Here is an 18,994-nt window from a genome sequence, read left to right as displayed (position 1 = left end):
AGACAGATGAAAAAACTATGCAGCGCGTGCCGAGATTCAATGGGTGCGCGCTGTTTGAATTTTGCCTGGAAATTAATAAACCACAACAAAAATTAATTCCCCCTCATTTTTGCTTCTTTATGAATGCGCTATCATAAAAGTGTGAACCGCAGATGAGTAAAGCGTGAGGTGAGAACAGGTGGGAAGCATTTCTTTTAATCATGTCTTCAAACGCTACAAAGGCGAATCCCGCCCTGCTGTAAATGACTTTCATTTAACGATTGATGAAGGGGAATTCCTTGTATTGGTTGGGCCCTCTGGCTGCGGGAAGTCGACGACGCTGCGCATGTTGGCTGGACTTGAGGAGATTAGCAGCGGGGAGCTCTATCTGGACGGAAAATTCATCAACTATGTATCCCCAAAAGACCGGGATATCGCGATGGTGTTTCAGAACTATGCGCTGTATCCGAATCTGTCCGTGCAAGAGAATATCGCATTGGGACTTAAGCTACGTAAGACGGCCAAGCATGAGATCGACTCGCGGGTCAAGCGGGTAGCGGGAATATTAGAGATCTCGCATCTGCTGGAGCGCAAGCCCAGCCAGCTATCGGGCGGTCAGAAGCAGCGGGTCGCGCTTGGGCGGGCGATCGCGCGGGAACCGCAAGTATTTTTGATGGATGAGCCGCTTTCCAATCTGGATGCGAAGCTAAGGTCACAGACACGGGCGGAATTAATCAAGCTGCAGCAGGATTTGAAGCGTACGACCGTTTACGTTACGCATGATCAAGTTGAGGCGATGACCATGGGGTCACGAATCGTTGTAATGAAGGATGGCATCATTCAGCAGGTTGCTCCGCCCAGACAATTGTATGATGAACCAGCGAATGTCTTCGTTGCCGGATTTATCGGTTCCCCACAGATGAATTTTATGAACGGGACGGTTGAAGTGAGTGACGGGAACTACTATTTCTCCAATAAAAGAATGCGTGTACCGCTCTCCGGGGAGCAAGGGCTGCGCTTTCAGCGCTTGTCTGGACTGACGCACAACATTATTCTCGGCATCAGACCAGAACATGTATTGATTAAGCGGGGGAGTTATGAAAAGGATGATGATTATATACCTGGCGTAGTGCAAATGACAGAACAGACGGGAGCGGATTCTTATGTGTACGTGGAGCTGGGGAAGATTCGGCTGATCGTAAGAACAGCGCCTGAAGTGCTATACGAGCAGGGAGAGTTAGTATCGGTGAACCTGCAGATGAACAAACTTCACTTTTTTGATGAAGCGACGGAAATGGCCATCGGGAGAGATGAGGCATGAGGCTAAAGAATGTTCCACGGTCCATCCGAATCGCTGGACGAATGACTGTGACTGCGGCCATTGTCGTTATCCTGATCCTCTGGGCAACATCCAAGGAGGAGATCGTCCTCTCCGATCGGGTGACTGAGGCGCAAATGCTGGATTTCGAGCATGGGAGCGGGCCTATCCCCTATATTCAGCTGATACATGATAAGAGCGAGGAGGAACTGGGCTACAAGGAGGAGGAACGGCAGATTAAGCTGAACGCGCTGACTTACGAAGAAGCCTCTTCAGATGCTGACGTTAGCGAAATCACTGAAGACGGGGTACGTGCGCTGGCCTGGCAAAATGATCGGGGTACAGTGGATTGGAGTTTTCAGGTCAAGGCACCCGGTTGGTATGAGCTTCATATCGATTACAAGCCGCTCCCCGGCGACAATAGCTCCGTTGTTCGCGGTGTGATGATTGATGGCAGCTATCCCTTTGTCGAATCGGAACGGATTGAGCTGGAACGGCTGTGGAAGGATGCCAAATATCCATACGACCGGAATAGCAATGGGATGCAGATCAGACCGCAGCAGGTTGAGCTCACAGGGTGGAACAATAAGGCGGTAAGCGATTATACAGCCTCTTCGAGGCCGCTGCTATACTATCTGGACGCTGGAGAACACAACCTGCGACTGATAGGAGAGCGGGGAGCGGTCGCTATTAGCGGCATGTCGTTCCAGACCAGAAAGCCACTGCCGGCGTACGAACAATATGTTACCGCACAGCCTGAGGGTGCTAAGCAGGAAGATTGGTACAGCATTCAAGAGAGCGAGCAGTTCCAGCGCAAGTCCAGTCTATCGATCCAAACCGACCACTGGTCTGAGCCATACGTTTCTCCTGAGCCAAAAGGCCGGACCACGTATAACGTGCTTGGAGGAAACCGCTGGAAAAATACTGGTGAGTGGGTGGAATGGGAGCTTGAAGCTCCTGCTGACGGCTGGTATGTCATTGACATCAAGGATTACCAGAACTATCGATCCGGTTTCAAAGCCTATCGGACCATTCAGATTGATGGAGAGGTTCCCTTCCAGGAAATGCTGCAGTATGCTTTCGACCATCATAAGGAGTTTGAAATTAATTCGCTTGCCGATAAGCAAGGGGAGCCTTACAAGTTCTATCTAACCCAGGGCAAGCACACAATGCGCATGGTGGTGGACTCCTCGAAGATGCAGCCGATTCTGATGTCTCTGAGGGATGCACTGGGGCAGATTGCTGAATTCGATCGTCATATCCGGTTGATAACGGGCAACTACAGTAAAAATGCAGCCGATGCCAACGTGGATTCTACCCGGACCTGGGAGATGAAAAAATATGATCCTGACGTAGTAAAGAAGCTGCAAGCCATTACTAATCGGCTGTCTCAAATTCGAGAGTATACCAACTTTGTAAATGAGAGCGATTCAGACTTGTCACAATCCTTGAAATCTTCCATCTCTATTCTGGACAATATGCTGCTGGATGTGAATGAAATCCCTAGTCGGATTAACGATTTTTCATCGATTCAAGCCAATATTGGCACCTGGCTAACGACACTGACCCAGCAGCCATTACTGCTAGATTATATTGTGCTGCGGACGCCAGACACGAAGACAGGACTCAAGGAACCTACACTGCTGTCCCGTGTGCCTTATACAGTCATGGATTTTGCCCGGTCCTTCTACTTGAACTATGATCAGGACGGCAATCAGGATGACAAGTCGCTGACGATTTGGGTGGGACGCGGCCGGGACTATGTCGACCAGCTTCGGGAACTGGTTAGTCAGGACTTCACACCTAATACCGGTATTGAAGTGAATATCAACCTTATGCCTAACCCCAATATGCTCATTCTAGGAAATGCCGCAGGCGAGGTTCCTGATGTGGCGTTAGGCGTCGCTGAGGCATTGCCGGCCGATTATGCGATGAGGAATGCAGTAGAGGATCTGTCGAAATATCCGGGCTTTTCGGACGTGCAGAAGCGGTTTATTCCCGGCGTTGCACGGGCGCTGAATTATAACGGAGGGACCTACGGGCTTCCAGAGGTACAGAACTTCCAGTTATTGTTCTATCGTTCCGATATCTTGGAAAGTCTGAAGCTGAAAGTGCCGGATACATGGGAGGATGTATTTGATATCCTGCCTACGCTTCAGGAAAACGGGATGATGATGAACTTCCCTAAAGCGGATTTCTCGACCCTGTTCCTGCAAAATGGTGCTGATCCTTATTCCAGCAGTGGACAAAAATCCACTCTGTTCAGCGAAGAAGGACAAAAAGCGTTCAAGCTGTGGACAGAAATGTTCACCAAATACAATATGCCGATCGATATCCCGGCTTTCTTCCAGCATTTCCGGGACGGCGACATTCCGATTGGCATCTCGGACTTCAATACGTATGTTCAACTGCAGGTGGCTGCTCCGGAAATAACAGGGCATTGGAAGGTAGCTCCGCTTCCAGGCATTGCTCAGGCGGACGGTGAGGTGGCCCGTTGGTCTCCTCAAGCGCTAACCGCAGGGATGATTATGGAGAAGAGCGATAAGAAGGATGCCGCTTGGGCATTTCTGAAATGGTGGACTTCGGATGAGGTACAGAGCAGATACGCTGCTGATATGGAATCGTATTATGGCATTGAATATCGCTGGAACACCGCCAATGTGAATGCTATGAAATCACATTCTTGGCCTTCTGATGATTTGAAGGCGATTCGGGAGCAAACACGCTGGGCCAAGAACATGCCCAATGTTCCTGGATATTACTTCCTGGGCCGGGAGATGGATTTCGCTTGGAACAAGACGGTGTTTGACGGAATTCCGGCCGACGAGTCATTGGAGGAGGCGAGCTTATCACTACAGCGCGAGATGGAGCGGAGACAACGGAACTTCGGGATCTCTGGCACAGACTTGCATATTCCGCAGATCACGAAGCCTTTTGAATGGGAGGATAGTAAACCGTGAAGACAGAGGTTGTTCCAGTCATACCGTCACCGGGGGCGGTAAAGCCGCCCTCTCCCGTACAACTCCGGTGGAGAAGATTCGTGAAGCAAATTCGGAAGGATGCGTTCTGCTATCTATTCCTGGCGCCGTTTCTGATCTGTTTCCTGATATTTATCGTGATCCCGGTTATCATGGCGGCCACGCTCGGATTCACTTCGTATGACGGATTCGGCAAGCCGCATTTCATCGGATTTGATAATTACATTTCCTTGTTTACACAGGATATTGTGTTTTTGACCAAGGCGCTGCCTAATACCTTCTTGTTCGCTTTGATTGTGGGGCCGGGGGGCTACATTTTGTCCTTCCTGTTCGCTTGGCTGATTCATCAGCTTCCACTACGTGTGCGGGATTACTATACGCTGGTATTCTATGCGCCATCAATGGCTGGCGGAGTGGCGTTATCTGTTGTGTGGATTGCTGCTTTCAGCGGAGACCGGGTCGGTTACCTCAATAATTTCCTGCTGCAGATGGGCTGGGCAGATGCGCCTGTTACCTGGCTTCAGGACCCGAAATATTTGCTGAAAGTCATGATTCTTGTATCGCTGTGGATGAGCTTCAGCGTAGGTTTTCTGGCGATGCTGGCTGGCCTGCAGACGGTGAATCGCGAGCTGTATGAAGCCGGACGGATTGACGGGATTTCCAGCCGTCTTCAGGAAGTGTTCTACATTACGATCCCGTCCATGAAGCCGCAGATGCTATTCAGTGCCGTCATGACCATCGTGTCCACATTAAAGGCTGGAGCGATCTCCACTCAATTGACCGGACTCGCGATTACTCCGCAATATTCGGGTCATTTGATTATTAATCATGTGGATGACTACGCCTTTATCCGATTTGAGCTTGGTTATGCGTCTGCTGTATCGGTCATGCTGCTGCTTATCAGTTATTTTGTCATGCGGTTTGCTTATCGTCTGTTTAACTCGAAAGGGGAGCAGTAGACTATGATCGCAAGACTGCGCAAGCTCCGCCAAGTCTCGCCTTTTCAGATCGTGCTGGTTACGGTTTTCACGGCATTGGCAGCCTTTATGTCACTGCCCATTATCTTCATATTTAGTCATGCCTTCAAGCCGAAAAATGAGCTGTTCCTGTTCCCGCCGCGATTTTTAGTACAGCATCCAACGATTCATAATTTTGAAGTGCTACTGCTTCACGCATCTAATGCAACGGTGCCATTCACACGCTATTTGTTCAACAGCTTGCTCGTAGTGTCGCTGACGCTGTTCAGCGTCATTGTGGTCAGCACGATGGCGGCTTATGTACTGGCAAAGTACAAATTCCACTTCAAGGGACTGATTCTATCTTTGATCACACTGTCCCTGATGTTTGCTCCGGAGACGGTATCGATCCCGCGCTACCTCATCATCAATGGATTAGGGCTGAACAATACGTATTTTGGGCATATCCTGCCTTCGTTGGCCTCACCAGTTGCCGTATTTATGCTAGTCGGGTTTATTTCTCAGATCCCGAACGATTTGATGGAAGCCGCCAGAATCGACGGGGCAAGTCACTTGGGAATCTTTACGCGAATCGTGCTGCCGCTATCTGTCCCGGCGGTTGCCACCATTTCGATCCTGACCTTTCAGACGGTGTGGGGAGATGTGGAGACATCGACCTTGTTCATGCAGAAGGAAGCGATGCGTACGCTGCCCTTTTATGTTAACAGCTTGTTAAGCGGCCTGCAGAATAACGTAGCGGGACAGAATATGGCGGCCGCGGCCGGACTGCTTATTTTTATACCGAATCTGATCATCTTCCTGCTCTTTCAACGCAAAGTGCTGGAGACGATGGTCCACTCCGGGATTAAATGATGTCATCAGCAAAGGAAGTCGGAATCATGAAAAAATGGCTATCCATACCCCTGTTAGTTTTGGTATTCATTTCATTGCTTCCGTCCACTGCTTCGGCACGACTCCCGTATATTACAGCCTATTATGATAGCAACCAGTCGACCTGGTTCCGGATTCAGCCGATCTATAGTCCTGCGGAAACGCTTACGGTTGAGCTGGGAGACCCGGTAGATATTACGGTTGCTCCCAATGATGAGGTATACGTGGTGGATAAGGAACTGGAACAGGTCATCGTGCTGAATAATGACGGAAAGGTACAAAGAACGATTGGCGCTAGCGAAGGAACCGGGAAGCTGGCAGCGCCTGAAGGCGTCTTCGTGACAGCCGATGGTGACGTATATGTCGCCGACTCCGGCAATCAGCGGATTGCTGTGTTTACTTCCGATGGCACTTACCAGCGGGAATATAAGAAGCCGGACACGCCACTACTTGGATCGGATCATTTCGTGCCTGTCAAGCTGGTGGTCGACCGGCGCGGAGTGATGTATATCCAGCTTAATTCCTCCTATCAGGGGCTGGTCAGATTAAGTCCGGATGGAGAGTTCATGGGGCACTTCGGTGCCAACAAGGCCGATCAATCCATGATTAACCGGCTGAAGCAGCTTGTTCTGAACAAAGAGCAGCTTGCCCAAGAGAAGCCTGCACTTCCTAAGCCGATAACGAACGTAGCGATGGATGCTGATGGCTTCATTTATACGGCTACAGCCGGCGGAGAAGGCAAAGGAGCCATCCGCAAGCTGAACGCAGGTGGCGTGGACGGTTTCAAGAACAAAGTGATGTACAATGGCCATGGAATCGTCGATGTTGCGATTGGGCAGGAGGGTTTTCTGTATAACGTCGATTTGGATTCGATGCGCATTAACCTGTACGACCATACCGGAGACGTGCTCTTTGCATTCGGGTTTATCGATAAGGAGACGCAGCAATACGGCGTCATCGGATATCCCACCGGGATTGCTGTAGATTCGAAGAACGCCGTCTGGATCTCGGACAGTGGCACGAATATGGTTCATAAGTATGTCCGCACCGAATTTGGCAAGGATGTACTGCAGGCGCTGGCCTTGTACGCGGGCGGAAAATACGAAGACAGCAAGCCTTATTGGGAGTCGGTATACGCTCGCAATGATATGTATAATGGCAGCTTCCAAGGACTTGGAAAGGTGTACCTGCATGAAAATGATCATGCTGATGCGCTGAAATTCATGAAGGTAGCCTTTGACACGGACGGTTATTCCAAAGCATTCTGGCAAATCCGCCTGGAGTGGCTGCAAGAACATTTTGTGATGCTGGTCCTTGGAATCATCAGCGGATTCTTGGTACTGCACTTTGGCGTTCGGGGATTGAGAGCCCTTCGCCGCAAGTATCCTACGCCTTCCTCCTGGAAACAGCCGCTGCAGGACATAAGGAACTTTGGGTATGTGATGATTCATCCTTATGAGGGGTTCTATCGGATTAAGGAGGCCAGAATTGCGCCATGGATTACGATAGCATTGCTCTTGTCTGTCATTGCCGTGAAGATTGCCAGGATATACTGGACCGGTTTCCTGTTCAATCCTGTTGAACTTAGGAATGTGAATGCGCTTAGAGATTTGGCCTTCTTCATCGTTCCATGGGTGACCTGGATTATCGCGAATTATCTGGTTTGCAGCATCAAGGATGGTGAGGGCAAATTCAGAGAGGTTGTTCAAGGCAGTGTGTATGCCTTGTCACCGTATTTGTTCATTTCCATTCCAGTCCTGATTCTGTCCAATGTGGCCTCTCTTGATGAGGCGGTATTGGTGCATGCGCTCAATACCTTAGCGACACTATGGATGCTGGCCATGTTCTTTGTTATGACCCAGGTCATTCATAATTTCGACTTTTTGGAGACGTTCAAAAACTCGGCGATATCTGTCTTTGCCATCGTTACCATCTGGGTGTTTGGCTTTATCATTCTCGGATTGTCGTATAATCTCTACGACTTTTTCTATGAGCTGTACAAAGAGGTGAACTTCTATCATTAATCTAGCGAAATCACTATTCCTCAAGATCAGGTGGATTGCTGTTGCCATACTCGTACTAGGGTTGCTGGTTCTGTTCTTCTTACGGCCCTGGGAATTGACGACAGAGGCCAGCTTCGCAAAAACCGGTATGACGATGCCGAAGGTTTCTGCTAATGAATTGTACGAGGGCGAGGCTTGGAAACCTTCGGTGGGAGCGGATGGCTATGCTCTGGTCAGCGAGAACGACAGCTATAGCTTGTATGTTCGTCCCGATACCACGGAGATTGCTGTCCTTGATAAAACTAGCGGTTATCGCTGGACCAGTAATCCTGGTGATGCAGAGCTTAAACACGAGAATGTCAAGGGTCAATTGCTGGACCAACTGAAATCGCCATTTGTTATGACTCATGTCCGTACCAAGGGAAAGGATCAGACCGTTCGCGAGTCACTGAGCAATGCGGTTAAAGACATGACAACTTCGCTGATCCGTCAAGGCGATGGGCTGCAGATCTCCTATTTCTTCCCATCCAAGGGCCTGGGTTTCACGATGCAATATGAGTTAACGAAGACAGGCCTGAAAGTAAGGGTACCATCCAAGGGAATTAAGGAGGAGGGAGAATATGCCTTGTTCACACTGGATATTCTGCCGTACTTCGGCGCTGCTTCGTCTCAAGATGACGGCTACTTGTTTGTACCCGATGGTCCTGGTGGACTCATTCGTTACGATACCGCCCACGCGAAGCTATCCAGAGGTTATATACACCAGGTATACGGTAATGAAATGACGAATTCCGGAAACTGGACCCGCTCGGGCCAGCGGCGGGAGACTATCGCATATCCCGTATTCGGGCTCAAGAAGAATGATCATGCTTTTGTAGCGATTATGACGGAAGGCGAGGACTCGGCTAATGTAACAGCATTGTCGCCGGGAATGAAATCATCCTTCTTTAATGTCTTCTCCAGCCAGATCTACAGAGAAGAATATCTCTACCGCATGAGCCGGCTGGCTGCGCCGAGCAAGGCTGTGCAGCAGGAAAAATTGGATCGTGACCGTGAGATCGAATATCGCTTCCTGAATGATCAGAACGCCAACTATTCCGGCATGGCTGCCACTTACCGCGAGTATTTGCAGGAGAAGGGCTCCCTGGGCAAAAAGCTGGATCCGGTCGCGCATGTTCCGCTTTATTTGAAGATTATGGGCGGCAACTATGAGCAGGCTTTCGGACAGATTCGTTATGTGGCCGCGACTACCTTCGCGCAAGCAGAGGACATTGTACGCCGGTTGCAGGAGCGGGGGGTTACGTCGCTCCAGACCATTTACTACGGCTGGACCAATCAGGGTGATTATAACATGGAGAAGCGGTTCCCCATCGAAGAGGCACTCGGCGGGGAGGCGGGTGCGCAATCCTTTACCTCGCAAATGAAGGAAAGGGGAGTCCGCGTCAGCTTCTATGAAGATTTCTTATGGATTGACAGCAAATCTTCCTTCTCGCCCAAGCAGGACGCTATACGGGGTATCGACGGAACGGCGTTTGTGGATGGAGACTGGTATGTCGCGAAGCCAATGTACACGGCGGTAAGTGCGGCAAATACAATCAGCAAACTGAAGGAAATAGGTGTGGAAGGCATTCACTACAGTGCCATCGGGGAGTTACTCCTCAACGACTATGAATCTTCCGGTATCCGCACAAGAGATTATACAAAGCAAATCTATACCGAGTTATTGGATTATACCCGTAAGGAGCTTGGAACAGCCAGCGTGTTCCGGGGCAATGCTTATGTGCTTGGAGCTAGCGATTATATTGACGGTCTGCCCTCAGCGTCCAGCTATGACTTTATGGTTGATGAGACAGTGCCCTTCTATCCGATCGTTCTCCACGGCTTCGTTCCCTATACCTTTGAAGAAGGAAATCTCCGCGATGATGAAGAGGTGGAGTTCCTCAAGGCGATTGAATATGGGGCCTTGCCTTCGTTCTTTGTGACCCACGACGATTCCCGTAAGCTCAAGAATACGGGGGCGAGCTTCTTGTACAGCAGCAGCTTCGACAAATGGGAAGAACGAATGCTGAAGGAATACGGGAACTTCGATGCTTTAAGCAGCTTGTATTCGCAAAAGATTATCCTGCATGAGCGTCTGGCAGATCAGCGGTACGCTACCATGTATGAGGATGGAACAAGGGTTATCGTTGATTACTCCGCGAAAAGCTTCAAGGTAGAGAAGGGGGCGGGCACCAATGAGTAAGCTGACCGCGCACAGAAAAGAAGCGCTCCGTTATCATATGAAGCAATACGGAACCGGAATGATGTTCATGCTGCCCTGGATCATAGGGTTTCTTATATTCGTGGCGATTCCGGTTGGCTGGTCGATCTTCATGTCGCTGCACAAGGTAGCCGTCGTACCGGGGGGCTTCCAATACACATGGCTAGGGTTTCAGAACTACAAGGACGCTTTTCTGAAGGACAGCATTTTCCCGATCGAGATGATTACCTATTTCCAGGAAATGCTGCTCATGGTGCCGATCATTGTGATCTTCGCTTTGCTTATCGCGTTGCTGTTGAATCAGCAGTTTCCGGGGAGATTTCTCTTTCGTGCATTGTTCTTCCTGCCCGTAATATTTGCTACAGGTCAGGTGTTGTCGGAGTTATTTACACAGGGAGCAGGCGACATTCCGTTTCTGGAACAGTACAATCTGGAGCCGCTTGTTCGCCAGTATGTGGGAGGGGAGCTGGCCCTTACCGTGATGGAGGTTCTGGGCCGCATCGTCCTGATTCTATGGTATTCCGGAGTACAAATATTAATTTTTATCGCCGGATTTCAGACCATCTCACCCTCTATCTACGAAGCTGTGAGAATAGACGGAGCTTCACCATGGGATAGCTTCTGGAAGATTACCCTGCCGTCTAGCCTGCCATTCATCAGCCTAAATATGCTGTACACGATTATCGATCTGTTCACATTCCCGATGAACCCGGTGCTGGCGCATATCAGGGAGAATATGTTCAAGGTCAATACCGGTTACGGCTATGCCAGTGCGCTGGCCTGGATTTATTTCGCCTTTATCTTTGTATTAATCGGTATTGTGCTGGCATTGTTCAACCGGAGTTTGCGACAGAGGGGGAGAAGGTCATGAGTGATCCTGTTAGAATACGGGGGCTTCAGCAGCGAATCAAGAGCGTCATGTGGAGCCGGAACAGTCAGCGGTTCAAGATGGTCATGCTTGGCAGGAACCTGTCAGACGGATTGATCGCCAAACTAATCATCTATATGCTGTTGTCCATTGTGGCGTACCTGTACCTGCAGCCGCTCTTGCATATGATAAGCACCATGTTCATGACCGTCAGCGATCTGCTTGATCCCGCCGTAAAGTGGATTCCCAGAGAAATCACATGGGAGAACATGACGAAGGCGATCGAAGGTCTGCAATACCCGCAAGCGTTGTTTAACACAGCGACAATTGCTCTAACCTGCTCGATTGCTCAGGTGCTGGTGTGCTCAATGACCGGCTATGCACTGGCAAGGCTGGCTGTACCATTCAAAGGTTTTATTACGGCGATGGTGCTGCTGACCTTTCTCATTCCACCACAAGTGGTGATCATTCCGCTATACGTTATCTTCAGTAAATTAGGCTTGCTCAATACGATGTTTGTCTTTCTTGTTCCGGCGATCTTTGGCCAAGGGCTCAAGGGAGCGTTGTTCATCTTAATCTTCCGGCAGTTCTTCCGGGCGCAGCCGCCCAGTCTGGAGGAAGCGGCGAAGCTGGACGGAGCTTCCGTCATCCGGTTATACGTCCGCATTATGCTTCCGCTTGCCCGTTCCGCATGTCTGGTAGTGTTTCTGTTCTCCTTCATCTGGTATTGGAACATGTATTATGAGCCGTCCATGTTTCTGGCAAAGGGCTTTACGCCGCTGTCGATTCGTCTTGATAATCTGGAGAACGTCCTGAATCCATCGCTTCTCGGAAATAAGAACAATATTACCAATCCGGTAACAGAGGGAACAAAGATGGCAGCCGCATTCCTGATTATTTTTCCGCCTATGCTGATCTTCATGTTCTTGCAGCGCTGGTTTATTACAGGTATCGAGAGAACCGGTATTGTGGAATAAGCCGAACTGATAAGTCAGGTGAAGTGAAGATGCTGGAAAGGGGGAATGCTGGGCAAACGTAGAATGACTGGTACACCCGTCCAGGTTAGCAAGCATAATCATTCAATTTAGGGGAGGAATAGACTTTGAAAAAGAGAACTGTAGCCTCATCATTATTGGCCGCTGTGTTTACGCTGTCACTCGTATTATCCGGGTGCAGCGGCGGTAGCAATACCAATACCAAAACTGCGACGAATACACCTGACACGAGCCCGACGGAAAGCGCTGTCAACAATACACCCAAGGTGGAAGAAAAGCATGATCCGGTTACGCTGCAGATCATTTCCTGGAAAGATAGCTACAATGATCTCTATAAAATGTTCGAGGAAAAATATCCGTGGATTACAATTGAACAAATTCCGGTCAACTCTCAGCCGATCATGGAGATTATCGCATCCATGGAAGCGGCGGGCACACCGGCTGACATTACGGAGATCGACTCCGACCTGATTTCTTTCGAGCAGAATGGTCTCATTGAAGATCTTACCCCTTACATTGAGAAGAGTGAAGTGTTCAAAACAACGAAATTCCCTGATGGATTCTTTGACACAATGATCTTTAACGGTAAGAAGCTGGCGATTCCAATGGTTGACGTTCCGATGTGGGTACTAGTGAACAAGGATTTGCTGGCCAAACACGGGGTTAATATGCCGGCTAATGACTGGACCTATGATGATTTCCGCAGCATTGCCAAGAAAGTGACGGACAGCAATGCTGGAGAATACGGGATAACTACACAAGCAGAGATTCAAATGCGGATGTTATCGACCAAGGCAATTGCCGATGGATATGCAGCCAATCTGCAATATTTGAATGAAGATTTGACACAAAGCTTGCTGAGTACCCCTGACATTATGAATGAAGTAAAATGGTTCCAGGAACTGGTTACGAAAGATGGTTCCATGCAGTCTAATGCGGTTTCTGAGGCGGACGGTAGTGTAACCAAAGAATTTATCAACGGAAAAACGGGGTTTGCCATTGGCGGGGACTGGGTACTCCCGAACCTGAAGGAGAAGGCAACCTTCGAATGGGATGTTCTTCCGTTCCCGAAAGGCAAGGTAAGTCAGCCAGGGTATACGATTTACGGACCATTGTCGCTCTTGGCGGGATCGAAGCATAAGGAAGAAGCCTTCCTGTGGCTGGAGTTCCAATTCTCTAAGGAAGCCCAGAAGTGGAAGATCGATCAAGGTGCAAACGCATCGGTTGTTGATGATGAACTGACTGCTTATTATGACCAGGCTGAAATTTGGAAGGGCAAGAATATCGAGGCCGTTAAGCTAGCGCGCGAAAACGCGAAAATTCAGCCAGGCCTGACGGTTCCAGGCTGGAGTGACTACAACTGGAACAATATTTTGAATGATATTATTTTTGGTGACCGTGATATTAACGATATTATTCCAGAGACGGAAACGTGGAACAAGAAGACCTTGGAGCTGCGTGATAGCCTGAAGTAATTTGAAGCAGCACAGGTATGAAACCATGTAGAACGTATAAAAGGTGATGGAAAAAGTGACGTCCCTAGTCCGCGTAAGTCGGTAAGGGACGTTTCTTATTGCCAACAGTTTATAAACGCACTAGATAGTTTTGAATTATCTTATATCAGAAAGGATGAACATAAGATAAGTTAATAAATGTACTTGTAGTTTAAAGAAAATTTTGAAAGCGTTACCACTATAGGGGTGATTCAGAAGCTCAACAAGAAAGGAAGGGAAGCAGGATGCCGTCCATTCATCCTTGGAAAGTGAGAATCCTTGCTTTGGTATGTGTGACGATGATCGTAATACCGGCAGGTTACTTCTTCAGTAAGACTTCGAGCCCGGGTCGAGTAGATTCTGAAGAATGGATGCAGGATGCGAAGCCTGAAGTGACACTGAAGATGTATTTCGGTGGGGAGAAGAAGGCGGCTACTGATGAAGTGTGGAGGGAGGTCAGTCAATACGTCAAGTCAAAGGGGCTAAATGTGAATTTCTCGGTGAACTTCATTCCTTGGACTGACTATTCCAGTAAGCTGCTGGTTATGGCTGCGGCAGGCGATCGCTGGGACATGAATTTTGATTCAGATACTTCTTTCCGGCAGATGGCTGCCCGTGGTTCATACTTGCCGCTGAATACCTTGCTTCCGGAGTATGCTCCTCATTTGAATGAACGTTATAAAAGCGATGGAACGCTTCTGTCTACAACACTTGACGGTGAAATACTCGGCTTGCCCTGGGCGATCAAGATGAATCAACGCCCGTATGCCGTGTGGCGTGCTGACCTGGCAGAACTTGCAGGCATTGCCCCGCCTATGAATTCCATCCAAACGGTAGAAGAAGTTGACACCCTTCTTCATCAACTTAAGGAAGCTTATCCGGACAGGAAGCTGTCCCTTGTGACAGCTCTGCCTTTTTATATGGTAAGAGAAGAATGGCTGGACCTCGAATTTCATGGGCTCGGATGTTATATAGGAGATCCTGAGATGAAGGTACGGGCTATCGAACAGCAGCCGTTCTATTTGGAGGCTGCGCTGATGAGCAAGCGTTGGAATCAAGCAGGTATTCTTAACCCCGATTCCATACTGGGACTTGAGGATAGTGCGAATCATTGGCGGAGCGGGAAGCTGCTGTTTACGATTACATCCCATGAATGGGCGTATGCTGCAGATCCTGGTTTCATCGATTCTGCTTATCGGCAGCAAGTATCGCTTCTGTATCCTGAGAAACGTCAGGTCAACCGTCGCCCGACCTCTAATGTCATTGCGATTAACCGTAATTCAGAGCACCCGGATTTGGCGTTGCGCTTTCTTGATCTGCTCGAGACGGACAGAGCCCTCTTCGATCTTGTGATTTATGGAATGGAAGGGAAGACGTATAAGCTAGAAGGAGATACCGTTCGTTATCCTGATAATTTGAATTTTTCGACCAGTAATTATATGGATTGGGGCGGACAATGGGGGTTCTGGAAGCCGCAATTTTTAAGGCCAACGGAGACCTATCCCGGCGATTTTTGGAACAAAGAGGCTACATTCGCCGAGCTTCCGCAAAATGTGGATTCACCACTTGGCGGTTTAATGTTGTCTGACTACAAGATTGGCAAAGCACTTGAAAGAAGAGATGAGCTCTATGAAGATCTCGGAAAAGCCATTGAATATGGCATGGAGGGAAATATTAGCGACGCGATAGCAAAGTACAGGCAGCGACAAATGGACAATGGACTGGAAACCATAATCGCAGAGGTACAGCGTCAAGTGGATCAATATTTATTGTTCAATCGTTAAGCACTAATCATTGGGGGAGGCCGCGTAATGTTCAGTGTGCTGATTGTGGATGATGAATTTGAAATACGTGAAGGGCTGTGCCAGCAGGTGCCATGGCATGAATATGGAATAAGCTCTGTTACCCAGGCTGCGGATGGAGATGAAGCGCTGCGCCTTGCTGAGGAATGCCGTCCGGACCTGATTATTACCGATATCAAGATGAGAGGCGTATCGGGGTTGGATTTGCTGCGGCAACTACAGGCGATAGAAGATTATCATTGGAAGGCGATCCTGATCAGCGGGTACAACAACTTCAGTTTTGCCAAACAGGCTCTTCATTTAGGCGCGATGGACTACATATTGAAGCCGATCAGTATGACCGAGCTGGATCAAATCGTCCGTAAGTCCATTGAGATCCTTACGATGGAACGAATGGAACAGAAGAAGCGGGCTCACATCAACGACCAGATGCAGTTTGCTCTGCCCAAGCTTCGTGAGGAGCTGCTCCACGAGATTGTGGAGAATGACTATGATCCATACCGGGAGACACGAATATCCCACCGCCTGAAGACGCTGAAGCTGGGTTGGATGAAAGAGATGGAGCTGCAGCTCATGATTGTGGAGGCAGATAATCTACGGGCTTTTACGAATCGTCATGGCATTGCTGATGAGAAGAAGCTGATCCTGTTCGGGATTGGCAATGTGGTCAGCCAGACGCTCGGTGAGGAGATTGGGGCCACATCTGTGCTGTTTAAGGATAGCCATGAGCGCTGGATAGCGATTATCGGCTATAGCGGCTATGAAGCGGCCGAGAGGTGCTTATCACTGGCAGAAAAGTGTCTGGAGCGAATCAATAAGTTCGTCAAGGTTCACGCCAGTATTGCGCTCAGCCCTCCAGTACAGGAACTGCACCAGCTGCATCAAATGTATTCGCGGTGTGAGGAATATTTGAAGCGGAAAGCCCAGCAAGGAGGCAACAGGCTGTTTATGGAGGAGGGTGAGGAGGAGGGAAGGATTTATGAGAAGCCTTCAATCCGGGAGCCTAAGGCTGTGATTGACCTGGTGAAGTATGGTAACGACGAAGAGATCCGCGAGACGCTCTCCGATTTCGAGGAGATGGTTCAATTCTGGGGCTCACTTGATCTTAGGGATGTTCAGCAGCACATCTTCACCTGGCTGATGGAAGTGTACCGCGCTGCCGCAGCGGTAGGTTGGTCTGACAGATCGTGGGAAAGGGACCCTATAGCGCTTTGGGATAGGCTGGAGCAGTATGATACGCTGCAATCTTTGCAGGAACAGGTTCAGCAGTGCCTGTTGGCATTGGCCGGTGATTTCCGGAAAATGTCCAATGCTTCGAGTCAGATCGTTCAGGAGGCGGAGCGCATGATTCGTAGCCGTTACGCGGAGAATTTATCCCTTCAGATTGTCGCGTCTGCAGTGCACGTTACTCCAGTATGGCTGAGCAATCTGTACAAAAAAGAAAAAGGTCGAACCTTTCTGGAGGAGCTGACTCAGGTTCGTATCTGCAAGGCCAAAGAAATGCTGGGCGAGAGCATGTACAAGATCTATCAAATCTCTTATCTTGTAGGCTATAAGGACCCTGTTCATTTCTCGAAGCTGTTCAAAAAGCATGTCGGGATTACGCCTAAGGAATACCGGCGGATGAGAGGCATTGTGGATGATTAAGAATATGCGGAGCTTAACCCCGTCCCTTCGGAATCGGCTCATCCTGATCTTTTTCGGGATAACGATTGTTCCGTTCATTCTCTTCTCCGGATATGCGCATACGAAATCTGTCGAGGGGATCAAACAAGCTAATGCGGCATTCTCAATGAGTTATCTTGAACAGGCCGAGATGAACGTGAGGACCTATTTGAATCACTTGAACGATCAGATCAATAATTTAATCGGGGATCGGGATTTGCAAAGGCTACTGGAGCGGCAGCCGCAAAGTATAGAAGAGGAGCAGGCGGTCTCTATTGAACTGCTGAGCATTGTTCACCAGAAAGGGCAGCATCTGGATGCACTGCGGCTGCGTGTTTTTCCGCTTCATCCTGAACTGTATCCCACATACATGAGAGCTCTGGGGGAGGACTCCACGATCCGCACGGAGAACTGGTTTCATCGCGCTTCAAGCAGTACGGTGCCCTTTTGGCAGTTATCGATGAACAAAGGTCCAGGGCGCAGCCCACTGCTTCTATACATAAAAACATTTACTAGCTTGCACAATCGAACACCGCGCGGTATCGTGGCAGTCGACCTTGCAGATCACTACTTTAATCGTTTCTTTATTCCAACGAAGCGATTGAACGGACAGAAATTTCTGATTATCAATGAAGACGGACAAGTGATTTATGATTCTGCCAGCAATGAGTGGACCGGTGAGCAGTTTCCTTCGCCAAGACTGCTGGAGCAGCGCAAACTGTACAGTGAGGGTGTTGATACCTATACCATCTATGATCGTGAGCAATTAGCAGCTTATGTTGGGATGGATACCTTGCCTTGGACTATTATCAGTCTGACACCAATGCGGGAGTTGACAGAGCCCGTAACGAAGCTGAACCGTCTGCTGTTCTTTTTCCTGGTTGCGTATTTGATCTGCTCCATCTGGGTGCTGGTGTATATTACCCGAAACTTCAGCCAGCCGGTCCTGGGGCTTGTACGGTTAATGCGGCGCCTGGAGGAAGGGGAATTCAATATGGATATTCCTCATCAGGAGCGTAAGGATGAAATCGGCTGGCTGTTTCGCGGGTTCCACAGCATTGTGCGCACAATTGAAGAACTGATCCGGCACTCCGCCCGGTCGGAACGCGTGAAGAAGGAGCTGGAGTTCCAGGTGCTTAGCCATCAGATCAATCCTCATTTTCTCTATAATACACTGGACTCCATCCGCTGGAAGGCGGAGAAGCATGGCCAGAGCGATATCGGTGAAATGGTATCTGCACTCGGCAATTTGCTGCGGCTCAGCCTGAATCAGGGCAAGGACATTACGACCGTTGGACGAGAGATCGAGCAGGTCAAGGCTTACGTCCTGATTGAACAGGCCAGAATCGGCATGCCGCTGCGGGTGTTGTATTTTTTTGAAGAGGAGCTGCTGGATCTGCAATTTATACGCTTGCTCCTGCAGCCTCTGGTGGAGAATGCCATCCAGCATAGCATACGCGACAACTTCGAGCATGGGAAGGTTGTACTGTCAGGGCGCATTGAAGGGCAGGACTTATTGATCAGTATTGCGGATAACGGCAAAGGCATTCCTCAGTCTGTTCTGGACGACTTGGAGCAGGATCATTCTGAGCAGCGAACGGGGAAGAGCTCCGGCGTTGGACTACGTAATGTGAACGAGCGTCTCAAAATCACCTTTGGAAATCACTATCGGCTACAGATTGAGAGCAGGGAAGACAAAGGAACACGAATTACGATCAGGCATCCGATTCTGGACGGTAATTTCAATGACAAGAGCGATGATGCAGGGGAATAGGAGAGGGGATTG

At 49.2% G+C, this 18,994-nt stretch carries 12 protein-coding genes; all 12 read left to right on the top strand.

Features of this window, described 5'->3' with window-relative positions; genetic code table 11:
* Nucleotides 1-178: 178 nt before the first annotated feature.
* The 12 genes from HPT30_RS23005 to HPT30_RS22950 all read left to right on the top strand — a co-directional run bounded on the left by HPT30_RS23005 (nt 179) and on the right by HPT30_RS22950 (nt 18,982).
* On the top strand, nt 179-1,300 hold the full coding sequence (locus HPT30_RS23005; protein ID WP_175373651.1) for an ABC transporter ATP-binding protein: 1,122 nt from the start codon (nt 179-181) through the stop codon (nt 1,298-1,300).
* A complete protein-coding gene (locus tag HPT30_RS23000) occupies nt 1,297-4,257 on the top strand; it encodes an extracellular solute-binding protein (RefSeq protein ID WP_175373650.1) in 2,961 nt (986 codons plus the stop codon). The genes HPT30_RS23005 and HPT30_RS23000 overlap by 4 nt, the downstream gene beginning before the upstream one ends.
* A gap of 80 nt (nt 4,258-4,337) precedes the next feature.
* Nucleotides 4,338-5,234: a carbohydrate ABC transporter permease gene (locus HPT30_RS22995; RefSeq protein ID WP_312876361.1), complete on the top strand. Its 897-nt coding sequence runs from the start codon at nt 4,338-4,340 to the stop codon at nt 5,232-5,234.
* 3 nt (nt 5,235-5,237) lie between these two features.
* Nucleotides 5,238-6,104: a carbohydrate ABC transporter permease gene (locus HPT30_RS22990; protein WP_175373649.1), complete on the top strand. Its 867-nt coding sequence runs from the start codon at nt 5,238-5,240 to the stop codon at nt 6,102-6,104.
* A gap of 26 nt (nt 6,105-6,130) precedes the next feature.
* Nucleotides 6,131-8,146 carry a YIP1 family protein gene (locus HPT30_RS22985; RefSeq protein ID WP_175373648.1) on the top strand — a complete coding sequence of 672 codons (2,016 nt, stop codon included), beginning with the start codon at nt 6,131-6,133 and terminating at the stop codon, nt 8,144-8,146.
* 133 nt (nt 8,147-8,279) lie between these two features.
* The gene (locus HPT30_RS22980) at nt 8,280-10,367 is read left to right on the top strand and encodes a DUF5696 domain-containing protein (RefSeq protein ID WP_175373647.1); all 2,088 of its coding nucleotides are present in this window, start codon (nt 8,280-8,282) and stop codon (nt 10,365-10,367) included.
* Nucleotides 10,360-11,256 (top strand): carbohydrate ABC transporter permease, encoded by an 897-nt coding sequence (locus HPT30_RS22975; RefSeq protein ID WP_175373646.1) that lies wholly within the window; start codon nt 10,360-10,362, stop codon nt 11,254-11,256. The genes HPT30_RS22980 and HPT30_RS22975 overlap by 8 nt, the downstream gene beginning before the upstream one ends.
* Complete coding sequence (locus HPT30_RS22970; protein ID WP_175373645.1) at nt 11,253-12,230, top strand: carbohydrate ABC transporter permease; 978 nt, start codon at nt 11,253-11,255, stop codon at nt 12,228-12,230. Before HPT30_RS22975 ends, HPT30_RS22970 begins: the two co-directional genes overlap by 4 nt.
* A 125-nt stretch (nt 12,231-12,355) precedes the next feature.
* Nucleotides 12,356-13,723: an ABC transporter substrate-binding protein gene (locus tag HPT30_RS22965; RefSeq protein ID WP_175373644.1), complete on the top strand. Its 1,368-nt coding sequence runs from the start codon at nt 12,356-12,358 to the stop codon at nt 13,721-13,723.
* Nucleotides 13,724-13,986: 263 nt separating this feature from the next.
* On the top strand, nt 13,987-15,525 hold the full coding sequence (locus tag HPT30_RS22960) for an extracellular solute-binding protein (RefSeq protein ID WP_175373643.1): 1,539 nt from the start codon (nt 13,987-13,989) through the stop codon (nt 15,523-15,525).
* A 27-nt stretch (nt 15,526-15,552) separates the two neighbouring features.
* On the top strand, nt 15,553-17,190 hold the full coding sequence (locus HPT30_RS22955) for a response regulator (RefSeq protein ID WP_175373642.1): 1,638 nt from the start codon (nt 15,553-15,555) through the stop codon (nt 17,188-17,190).
* Complete coding sequence (locus HPT30_RS22950) at nt 17,183-18,982, top strand: sensor histidine kinase (protein ID WP_175373641.1); 1,800 nt, start codon at nt 17,183-17,185, stop codon at nt 18,980-18,982. The genes HPT30_RS22955 and HPT30_RS22950 overlap by 8 nt, the downstream gene beginning before the upstream one ends.
* Nucleotides 18,983-18,994 lie beyond the last annotated feature (12 nt).

The organism is Paenibacillus agri (genome assembly GCF_013359945.1).
GTDB classification, from domain to species: Bacteria; Bacillota; Bacilli; order Paenibacillales; family Paenibacillaceae; genus Paenibacillus_AQ; species Paenibacillus_AQ agri.
The sequence above is the reverse complement of the archived record's forward strand: the minus strand, read 5'-3'. Positions and strand labels throughout refer to the sequence as shown.

Coding starts and splice junctions, on each gene's coding strand:
- HPT30_RS22970 (WP_175373645.1), top strand. CDS start 11,253: ATGAGTGATCCTGTTAGAATACGGGGGCTTCAGCAGCGAATCAAGAGC.
- HPT30_RS22975 (WP_175373646.1), top strand. CDS start 10,360: ATGAGTAAGCTGACCGCGCACAGAAAAGAAGCGCTCCGTTATCATATG.
- HPT30_RS22985 (WP_175373648.1), top strand. CDS start 6,131: ATGAAAAAATGGCTATCCATACCCCTGTTAGTTTTGGTATTCATTTCA.
- HPT30_RS22955 (WP_175373642.1), top strand. CDS start 15,553: ATGTTCAGTGTGCTGATTGTGGATGATGAATTTGAAATACGTGAAGGG.
- HPT30_RS22980 (WP_175373647.1), top strand. CDS start 8,280: ATGCCGAAGGTTTCTGCTAATGAATTGTACGAGGGCGAGGCTTGGAAA.
- HPT30_RS23000 (WP_175373650.1), top strand. CDS start 1,297: ATGAGGCTAAAGAATGTTCCACGGTCCATCCGAATCGCTGGACGAATG.
- HPT30_RS22950 (WP_175373641.1), top strand. CDS start 17,183: ATGATTAAGAATATGCGGAGCTTAACCCCGTCCCTTCGGAATCGGCTC.
- HPT30_RS22990 (WP_175373649.1), top strand. CDS start 5,238: ATGATCGCAAGACTGCGCAAGCTCCGCCAAGTCTCGCCTTTTCAGATC.
- HPT30_RS22960 (WP_175373643.1), top strand. CDS start 13,987: ATGCCGTCCATTCATCCTTGGAAAGTGAGAATCCTTGCTTTGGTATGT.